This is a genomic window from Burkholderia sp. E168m23, from assembly GCF_016586125.1.
GTDB classification, from domain to species: domain Bacteria; phylum Pseudomonadota; class Gammaproteobacteria; order Burkholderiales; family Burkholderiaceae; genus Burkholderia; species Burkholderia orbicola.
The window spans coordinates 1-8,854 of sequence record NZ_BCPP01000184.1; the positions used below are offsets into that span (position 1 = coordinate 1).

General features: G+C 65.6%; 10 protein-coding genes and 1 pseudogene. 9 read left to right on the plus strand and 2 right to left on the minus strand.

All coding sequences use genetic code 11. The annotated features are described in order from the left end of the window. On the plus strand, window positions 1-546 hold a 546-nt coding region (locus tag JMF90_RS12160; protein WP_201325133.1), incomplete at its 5' end, for a permease. Between the two features lie 94 nt (window positions 547-640). Here JMF90_RS12160 and JMF90_RS12165 read toward each other — a convergent pair. Further along, on the minus strand, window positions 641-775 hold the full coding sequence (locus JMF90_RS12165; RefSeq protein WP_006485835.1) for an entericidin A/B family lipoprotein: 135 nt from the start codon (window positions 773-775) through the stop codon (window positions 641-643). Window positions 776-1,009: 234 nt separating this feature from the next. Between JMF90_RS12165 and JMF90_RS12170 the strand changes: the two genes are divergently transcribed. Next, complete coding sequence (locus JMF90_RS12170) at window positions 1,010-2,305, plus strand: aspartate carbamoyltransferase (protein ID WP_011547337.1); 1,296 nt, start codon at window positions 1,010-1,012, stop codon at window positions 2,303-2,305. A gap of 143 nt (window positions 2,306-2,448) precedes the next feature. Here JMF90_RS12170 and JMF90_RS40040 read toward each other — a convergent pair. After that, a pseudogene (locus JMF90_RS40040) lies at window positions 2,449-2,517 on the minus strand (VapC toxin family PIN domain ribonuclease); the annotation flags it as partial. Window positions 2,518-2,801: 284 nt separating this feature from the next. Here JMF90_RS40040 and JMF90_RS12175 point away from each other — a divergent pair. The 7 genes from JMF90_RS12175 to JMF90_RS12205 all read left to right on the plus strand — a co-directional run bounded on the left by JMF90_RS12175 (window position 2,802) and on the right by JMF90_RS12205 (window position 8,747). Continuing rightward, on the plus strand, window positions 2,802-5,045 hold the full coding sequence (locus tag JMF90_RS12175; RefSeq protein WP_011694783.1) for a TonB-dependent siderophore receptor: 2,244 nt from the start codon (window positions 2,802-2,804) through the stop codon (window positions 5,043-5,045). A gap of 3 nt (window positions 5,046-5,048) precedes the next feature. Then, on the plus strand, window positions 5,049-5,804 hold the full coding sequence (locus JMF90_RS12180) for a tetratricopeptide repeat protein (RefSeq protein WP_201317100.1): 756 nt from the start codon (window positions 5,049-5,051) through the stop codon (window positions 5,802-5,804). Then, window positions 5,801-6,484, plus strand: a complete 684-nt coding sequence (locus JMF90_RS12185) for a Fe2+-dependent dioxygenase (protein ID WP_011547334.1) — start codon at window positions 5,801-5,803, stop codon at window positions 6,482-6,484. Before JMF90_RS12180 ends, JMF90_RS12185 begins: the two co-directional genes overlap by 4 nt. Window positions 6,485-6,569: 85 nt before the next feature. Next, a complete protein-coding gene (locus JMF90_RS12190; RefSeq protein WP_041489371.1) occupies window positions 6,570-6,806 on the plus strand; it encodes a type II toxin-antitoxin system Phd/YefM family antitoxin in 237 nt (78 codons plus the stop codon). Between the two features lie 247 nt (window positions 6,807-7,053). Continuing rightward, on the plus strand, window positions 7,054-7,746 hold the full coding sequence (locus JMF90_RS12195) for a M15 family metallopeptidase (protein ID WP_011547332.1): 693 nt from the start codon (window positions 7,054-7,056) through the stop codon (window positions 7,744-7,746). Window positions 7,747-7,848: 102 nt separating this feature from the next. Further along, entirely contained in the window at window positions 7,849-8,433 is a 585-nt protein-coding gene (locus tag JMF90_RS12200) for an NTP transferase domain-containing protein (RefSeq protein WP_011547331.1), read from the plus strand. A 173-nt stretch (window positions 8,434-8,606) separates the two neighbouring features. Then, window positions 8,607-8,747 (plus strand): hypothetical protein, encoded by a 141-nt coding sequence (locus JMF90_RS12205; RefSeq protein ID WP_012339712.1) that lies wholly within the window; start codon window positions 8,607-8,609, stop codon window positions 8,745-8,747. Window positions 8,748-8,854 lie beyond the last annotated feature (107 nt).

Consider the following 8,854-nt stretch of genomic DNA (forward strand, 5'->3'; position numbering starts at 1 on the left):
AACAGGAAGGAAGCCAAAACAAGAATCGCGGTGCTGCTGTCCGCGGGAACGAGGAAGGCCGACACATTGGCCGAACTGTCCGGACAGGGGCTCAAGGATCGCGTGCTCGCGCACCTGATCGCATCGCGCCCGGACCCCGAACGCTGCCGCAAGAACAAGGTGCACGTCCGGATCCTGATCGCGCTCGGCATCGCCCAGTTGGTCATCAGCCTGATGCTTGCGTATTACTTCTTCGTATCCGGTGCCGGCAACGTCCTCGTCACCGTCTTCCTTGCGCTGACCGTGCCGCTGTCGCTGCTGTTCATCTGGGGCTTCGCGACCCATCGGGTGGGCGCATATCACGCGTTCATCGTGCTGTCGCTGCTGCAGATACCGAAGGCCGTCGCCGATCTCGGGCGCGATCCGGCGGCCGCGCTGCCGAGTCTCGCGATCACGGTCGTGCTGGTCGGTTACGTGTGGTTCGTCCGCACCCGGTTGTTCCCCGACTACGGCTGGTTCACGCCGCGCAAGGTCGAAGGCCGCTACGCGTTCGTGGAACGCGCCTGACGCCACCGGCATCGACCCGCGCGTAAAAAAAGGCGCCGAGCCTCCCCGCAATCGCGGGAAGGCCGGCGCCTTCTGCATACCGGAACCGGTCGGCTTACTTGGCCTTTTCAGCCGAATCGCTGATCGCCTGGCCGCCCTTCGAAATGTCCTGGCCCACGCCGGCGACCGTATTGCAACCGGCGAGCGCCGCGGTCACCACCAGCAGCATTGCAGCAATCGTACGCGTCATTCTCATTCTCCTTCGAATCAACATGCCCATTCGGGCGAATCGTGTGCGGCTGGCGCCCGGCACGCTGCCGGACACGGGGCCTGACCTGATTATACGGAGACGCAGGCCGCGCGCCAGTACGGCTCCGCCGAGTGTCATACGCACCACACCGCGCATGCGCGCAGATTTTTCTTGACTTCATTGCGGCAGGAACTAATATACGCACCGCGTATATTTTCCGCCCAGGAGCCGCCGATGACCGTTCCCCAGCAAGCCTTCCTCCGCGACGCGATGCGCCGCCTCAACATGACCCGCGAGGCATTCGCGAATCGCATCGGCGTCAGCCGGCGCGCGCTGGATACCTGGCTGCTTCCGGACGATTCGCAGGAATCGCGCGGGATGCCCGAGATCGTCGAACGCTTCGTGTCCGAAATCGTCGAGCGCTCGGCACCGGATGGCGAGAACTATACGCAAAGCGTAGATAAACAAGGGCTCGCGAAGCAATTCCTGTTCGAAGGCAAGCCGCAACTGATCTCCGTCGACCAGTTCTCGCGGGATTCGGTCGAGGCGCTGTTCCGCGTGGCCGATGTCATGCAGCCGATCGCGCGCCGCCACAAGATTTCGCGCGTGCTCGAAGGTGCGGTGCTCGGCAACCTGTTCTTCGAGGCCAGCACGCGCACGCGCGTGTCGTTCGGCGCGGCCTTCTGCCGGCTCGGCGGCTCGGTGTGCGATACGACGGGGTTCACGTTCTCGTCGATGGCCAAGGGCGAATCGATCTACGACACGAGCCGCGTGATGGCTGGCTACGTCGACGCGCTCGTGATCCGCCATCCGGAAAAAGGCTCGGTGGCCGAATTCGCGCGCGCGACCAACCTGCCGGTGATCAACGGCGGTGACGGCCCCGGCGAGCACCCGAGCCAGGCGCTGCTCGACCTCTATACGATCCAGCGCGAGTTTTCGCGACTCGGCAAGATAGTCGACGGCGCGCACATCGCGCTGGTCGGCGACCTGAAATACGGCCGCACCGTGCACTCGCTGGTCAAGCTGCTCGCGCTGTACCGCGGGCTGAAGTTCACGCTCGTGTCGCCGCCGACGCTCGAGATGCCGACGTACATCGTCGAGCAGATCGCGACGAACGGCCATGTGGTCGAGCAGACCAACGACCTCGCGGCCGGGCTGCGCGGCGCGGATGTGGTCTACGCGACGCGAATTCAGAAGGAGCGCTTCACCGACGAGTCGTTCGAAGGCTATACGCCGGATTTCCAGATCAACCAGGCGCTGGTCGACGCGGTGTGCAAGCCCGACACGCTGATCATGCACCCGCTGCCGCGCGACAGCCGGCCCGGCGCGAACGACCTGTCGGTCGACCTGAACCGCGACCCGCGTCTCGCGATCTTCCGGCAGACCGACAACGGCATTCCGGTGCGGATGGCGATCTTCGCGGTACTGCTGGGTGTCGAGAATCTCGTCCAGCATTCGATGCGCGACGCGACGTGGCGCCCGCCGGCATACCTCGGGCCGGAAGACGCGGTGTTTCACGGGATCGACTGACCTGCGGCCGGTGTCGCGCGCCTGAACGCGGGATTGCGTCAGTTCAACGGCCACGCGCAGACATCACGCACCCAACGCGCCGGCTTGCACGGCGCGTTGTCATTTTCGGCGCCGGTAACAACGTGACGGCGCCTAACCCGGCGTCAGGCGGTCCAAGGGTCGATCACACGCAGGCCTGCTGCCTCGAACGGCGCGACGTCGCGCGTGGCCACCTTGGCATTTTGCAGTCACTCGGCGCCCCGCGACGCAACCACTCTAGTCCCACCGCCCAGCCCTTCATACTCGGCCAATCGGCCATCCTTCCCCGCCCCACAAGCCTTCGACCACCCCGCAACATTCGTCAACACTTCCCTTACAAACGAGAACAAGAACGCTTCTCATTTAACAGGAAATTACATAGAATGCCGCCTGAAAACAAATCGTAATAATTCCCGGCGGCGTGCACATTTCCGCATCGCAGTGCCTCCGGGGCCACACCACGAGGTCGAAGCGCACCATGAAATCCCGTCCGGACGAGCTGAAGCTCGGTAAGTTCACCACCTTGTGCAGCGTGCTCGCCGCGAGCCCCGCGTTCGCCGACGGTACGCCGCCCGCGGCGCCCGCCAGCACCGAAGGCCACCTCGCGCCGATCGAGATCCAGGGCAAGACCGAGCACAGCTACAAGGCCGACTTTTCCGCTTCCGCGAAATTCACCGCGCCGCTCGTCGACACGCCGAAATCCGTCACCGTGATTCCGCAGGAACTGATCCAGAGCAGCGGCGCGGCGACGCTGACCGAAGCGCTGCGCACCGTGCCCGGCATCACGTTCGGCGCCGGCGAAGGCGGCAACCCGCTCGGCGACCGTCCGTTCATTCGCGGCTACGACACGCAGGGCAGCATGTTCGTCGACGGCATGCGCGACACGGGCGCCACCACGCGCGAGATCTTCAATACCGAACGCGTCGAGATCACGAAGGGTTCCGACGGCGCGTACGGCGGCCGCGGCGGCGCCGGCGGCAGCATCAACCTGATCACGAAGGCCCCGCACCTCGGCACGACGGCCGCCGCGAGCGCGGGCCTCGGCACCGACCGCTATCGCCGCTTCACCGCCGACGGCAACTGGCAGTTCGCCGAGCACGCCGCGTTCCGCCTGAACCTGATGAGCCACAACAACGACGTCGCCGGTCGCGATGCCGTCAACAACGAGCGCTGGGGCGTCGCGCCGTCGATCGCGTTCGGCCTCGGCACGCCGACGCGCGTGACCGCGAGCTACTACCACCTGCAGACGGACGACATGCCCGACGGCGGCATCCCGTACTTCTACACGACGTCGAACAAGCCCGCGAACGTCGGCACGATCTATCCGGCGCCCGTCGATCGCCACAACTTCTACGGCCTGATCGACCGCGACTTCCGCAAGACCACGTCGGACATCAGCACGATCAAGATCGAGCACGACATCACGCCGAACCTCACGGTGCGCAACACCACGCGCTACACGGAATCGACACAGGACTACATCTGGACGCAGCCGGACGACAGCCAGGGCAACGTGGTGAACGGCAAGGTCTGGCGCCGCAACAACAACCGCAACAGCTCGATCAACAGCCTCGCGAACCTGACCGAGCTGTTCGGCGAATTCCGCACGGGCCCGTTCAAGCACAGCTTCACGACCGGTATCGAGCTGTCGCGCGAATGGGGCAAGCGCGATTCGTACACGGTCGCGACCGACAAGGGCACGATCTGCCAGAAAGGCATCGGCGCCGCGTCGGGCTACAACTGCACGAGCCTGTGGTCGCCGAACCCGAACGATCCGTGGGCCGGTTCGATCACGCGCAACAACGACTACGCGCATGCGCGCACCACGACGAAGTCGATCTACGGCTTCGACACGATCGAGATCACGCCGCGCTGGCAAGTCAACGCCGGCGTGCGCGTCGACGACTACTCGACCCGCTTCACCGATACCAAGGCGAATGGCGGCAAGACCTATACGCGCGACGACACGCTCTTCAACTGGCAGGCCGGCCTCGTGTTCAAGCCCGCGCAGAACGGCAGCATCTACGCGTCGTATGCGACCTCGTCGACGCCCGCCGGCATGATGCTCGGCGAAGGCAGCGAAACGCAGTCGCTCACGCCGGGCCGCGGCGGCGTCGGCCCGAACGCCGATCAGCTTTCGCCGGAAAAAAACCGCAGCATCGAGCTCGGCACGAAGTGGAACGTGCTGAACGACAAGCTGTCGCTGACGGCCGCGCTGTTCCAGATCGACACGACCAACGCACGCGTGACGCTGCCGAACAACCAGTACGCGATGGTCGGCAACAAGCGCGTGCAGGGTCTCGAGCTCGGCCTCGCCGGCCAGATCACGAAGCAATGGCAGGTGTTCGGCGGCTACACGTACATGAAGAGCCAACTGCGCGACAACGGCAAGGACGCCGCGAACAACGGCAACCGCTTCCCGAACACGCCGAAGCACAGCCTGACGATGTGGTCGAACTACGACGTCACGCCGAAGTTCACGGTCGGCGGCGGCGCGTTCTATATGTCGGAAGTATTCGGCGATCCCGCGAACCTGCGCGCCGTGCCGTCGTACTGGCGCTTCGACGCGATGGCGCAGTACCGGATCAACAAGAAGCTCGACCTGCAACTGAACGTCAACAACCTGTTCAACCGCACCTACTTCGATCAGGCGTATCCGGCGCACTATGCGTCGATCGCGCCCGGCCGTTCGGCGTTCGTCACGCTGAACGCGCGCTACTGATCGATGGAAGCCGTGTCGCTGAAAGCGCTCGCGTCGGTATCGCCGCGCGAGTTCGCCGACATCCTGGCCGGGCCGCCCGAGCGCGCCGCCGCGTGGGTCGCCGCGGCGGCCGACCACGGCATCGTCGACGCACAGGCCGTGTACGGGCAATACCTGCTCGACGGGCACGGCGTCGCACGCGATCCGGCCGCCGCGTTCAACTGGTTCCGGCATGCCGCGCGGGCCGGCCACCCGATGGCGATGAACATGCTCGGGCGCTGCTACGAGTTCGGCTGGGGCACGGCCGCCTGCGCGCCGGTCGCCGTGTACTGGTACCGGCTCGCCGCGCAGGCGGGCCTCGACTGGGGCATGTACAACTACGCGACCGCACTCGCCCTCGGCCACGGCGTCGACGAGAACCGCGCCGACGCGCTCGACTGGTTCCGCCGCGCGACCGCGCTCGGCCATGCGAAATCGATCAACCTGATCGGCGGGTTCTACGAGGACGGCTGGGTCGTAGCGGTCGACACCGACGCCGCGTTCGACCACTATCGCCGCGCCGCCATTGCCGGGGACTTCCGCGGCCAGTTCAACTATGCACGGCTGCTCGCCGAGCGCGGACGCATCGACGAAGCGCTCGCGTGGCTCGCGCGGGTGCCGGCCACCGCGACACCCGCATTCATCGCGAAGATGCGCGCGTATCTCGTGTCGTCGCCGCTCGACGCTTTTCGTTCGGTGGCCATGCAGCTGGCACCGCACGCCATGGAATTCGCATCATGATGCTTCATATCCCCGGTGTACTAACCAAGGCACAGGTCGCGCAATGCCGCGAGATGCTCGATACCGCCGACTGGGTCGACGGCAACGCGACGTCCGGCGCGCAGTCGGCGCTCGCGAAACGGAATCGGCAATTGCCGGAAGGCTCGCCGGTCGCGCGCACCGTCGGCGACGCGATCCAGGATGCGCTCGCCCGCCATCCGCTGTTCTTTTCGGCGGCGCTGCCGCTCAAGGTGTTTCCGCCGCTGTTCAATCGCTATGAAGGCGGCGAGACGTTCGGCACGCACGTCGACAACGCGATCCGGCTGCTGCGTGGCACGGATTTCCGCGTGCGCAGCGATCTGTCGGCGACGCTGTTTCTCGAGGAACCCGATGCGTACGACGGCGGCGAGCTGTGCGTCGAGGATACGTACGGCGTGCATCGTGCGAAGCTGCCGGCGGGCGACCTCGTGCTGTATCCGGCGTCGAGCCTGCATCACGTGACGCCTGTGACGCGTGGCGAGCGCGTCGCGTCATTCTTCTGGATTCAGAGCATGGTGCGCGACGACGGTGATCGCACGCTGCTGTTTCAGCTCGATACGCAGATTCAGGCGCTTTCCGCAGAAAAAGGGGCGAAGGACCCGGTGGTCATTTCGCTCACCGGGATTTATCACAATCTGTTGAGGAAGTGGGCGGATGCGTAGCCTGAGTCGGTCGCGCGCCGGCGCTCGCGCCGCGTCGAAAGACGGGTCCAAAACGATCTCGTCAAATGACCCCACTCATATCGCGATGCCGCTCACTCCCGTATCGAAATCCGAATTCAAGGCTCGCGCACTCGAACACCTCCGGCTCATCGAAGCGTCGGGCGAAGACCTGATCGTCACCGACCACGGCAAACCGACGCTCGAGATTCGACCGTATCGCTCGCGCGAAGCTCAGCCGCTGGACATATTGCGTGGTTCGGTCATGCGCTACGACAATCCTCTCGATCCGATTGCGAAAGAGGATTGGGAGACGTCGCTGTGATCGTGCTGGATACGCATGCATCGGCGTGATGGGCAGCGGGCGACTCTGCGCTCGGTTGATCACCCGCGACGAAAAAATCCGCGCGTACGCGCACGTCAGGACGCTTTGGTAAGCGTCGCCGGCCCCGTAGCTCGAACCGCCGCGCATCTTCCGCCCGACTCTGGCATATTGCCGATTCGTCTGACCAAAACGACCGCGGCCGCCCCATTCAACATCGGCCCGCGGCCCGCAACCGTCCTCGCGCCACTTGCCCGCTACCGTGATACCGCTCTCCGATCCCGCCGTCCGCTCGATCGCCCTGCAAGAGTCACACGAAGGGTTCGTCGATCTCGCAGGCTTCCATGACCGCATCGCCGTCGATCTCGACCGCCGCGATATCGAAAGCAGGAGCCCGCATTTCCTGAAAGTGCGTCGCAGTGTGGCGGAACGGCTGATCGCCGCCGCGCACGCGTTGCCCGCCGGCCTGCGCCTGTACGTCAAGGAAGGCTATCGCCCGCTGGCCCTGCAGCGCCGGTCCTTCACCGAGCATCTCGCGCATCTGCGCCGGACGCTGAATCCGCTGCCGGACGAAGACACCCTGGTCGCCCTGACCAGCCACTACGTCGCACTGCCGGAAGTCGCCGCCCATCCGACGGGCGCCGCCATCGACCTCACGCTGATCTCGGCGGAAGGCATCGAGATCGACATGGGCACCATCATGAACGCCACCGACCAGGAATCGTCCGGCGCGTGCTACACGCACAACACATTCATCAGCCGCGCGGCCGCGCGAAACCGCCAGATCCTGATCGGCGCGCTGACCCGCGCCGGCTTCACGAATTACCCGTCCGAATGGTGGCATTGGTCGTTCGGCGACCGCTATTGGGCCGTCATGCAGAACGAATCACACGCAATTTACGGTCCCGTCGAGGAAAGCATGCTCGACGAAGCGTCGCGATGACGGTTTTCCCGATCCGGCATACGTGACTCGGTAACATCCTCACTTGCCGATCCCCGTGTGCTCCCGCACAATCGCAGCACCTGCCTCACTCCCCCCGCGCCGATGTCCTATGCGTCACTCGCCACCGGCGTCCTGCTCGCCGGCGGCCTTGGTCAACGCTTCGACCCGAGCGGTCTGCACAGCAAGCTGCTCGCTCGGCTTCCCGACGGCACGCCGGTCGCAGTCGCCGCCGCCCGCCGTCTCGCGGCCGCCACCGCCGACGTGATCGCCGTCGTGCGTCCCGGCGCCGAAAAGCTTGCGATGCTGCTGAACGAAGCTGGCTGCCAGGTCGTGTATGCACCCGACGCGTTGCGCGGCATGGGCGCGAGCCTCGCGGCCGGCGTCCGCACGACCCCCGACGCGAATGGCTGGCTCGTCGCGCTCGGCGACATGCCGTGGATCGCGGCGTCCACCTACGAAACGGTCGCACGCGCACTCGAAACCGACGACGCGTCGATCGTCGCACCCGCGCATCGCGGCGTACGCGGCCATCCGGTCGGTTTTGCCGCGCACCACTTCGATGCGCTCGCCGCCCTCGACGGCGACACGGGCGCCCGCGCACTGTTCGCCAGCGCGCCGGTGACGCTGCTCGACGTCGACGATCCCGGCATCCTGCGCGACGTCGATACCCCGGCGGATTTGCGCTGACTTCGATCGCACGGGCCGTGCAGTATCCCGCACGAACACCGCCAATAAGCGAATTTCTCCGACGATCGACGCCCCGTAACAAGAATCCCGCTGCAAACGCGTGCCCGATTGCCTATAACGGAGACGAGGCGCGTCCGCCGCGCCACCGCCGTCACGCACTGCACGAGTTCTCCATGAGCGATCACACGACCCCGACGCCCGAGCCACCGGCCGATCCGAACCGCGATCCGGAAGACGATCCGTTCTCGTCGCCACCCGGCCATCACGACAACCCGCAGCAGCCGGACGGTCCACCGAGCAAGGACCCGGTCTAGCCGCACACTGCCCCGCTCCGCGAATGCAGCGCGCTACTGCCGTAACGGGGCCTAGCGCGCGGTATATCCGCCGTCGATCGGCAACGACACGCCGCTGATCATCGACG

Coding starts and splice junctions, on each gene's coding strand:
- JMF90_RS12190 (WP_041489371.1), top strand. CDS start 6,570: ATGCCGCTCACTCCCGTATCGAAATCCGAATTCAAGGCTCGCGCACTC.
- JMF90_RS12205 (WP_012339712.1), top strand. CDS start 8,607: ATGAGCGATCACACGACCCCGACGCCCGAGCCACCGGCCGATCCGAAC.
- JMF90_RS12170 (WP_011547337.1), top strand. CDS start 1,010: ATGACCGTTCCCCAGCAAGCCTTCCTCCGCGACGCGATGCGCCGCCTC.
- JMF90_RS12180 (WP_201317100.1), top strand. CDS start 5,049: ATGGAAGCCGTGTCGCTGAAAGCGCTCGCGTCGGTATCGCCGCGCGAG.
- JMF90_RS12200 (WP_011547331.1), top strand. CDS start 7,849: ATGTCCTATGCGTCACTCGCCACCGGCGTCCTGCTCGCCGGCGGCCTT.
- JMF90_RS12175 (WP_011694783.1), top strand. CDS start 2,802: ATGAAATCCCGTCCGGACGAGCTGAAGCTCGGTAAGTTCACCACCTTG.
- JMF90_RS12185 (WP_011547334.1), top strand. CDS start 5,801: ATGATGCTTCATATCCCCGGTGTACTAACCAAGGCACAGGTCGCGCAA.
- JMF90_RS12165 (WP_006485835.1), bottom strand. CDS start 775: ATGACGCGTACGATTGCTGCAATGCTGCTGGTGGTGACCGCGGCGCTC.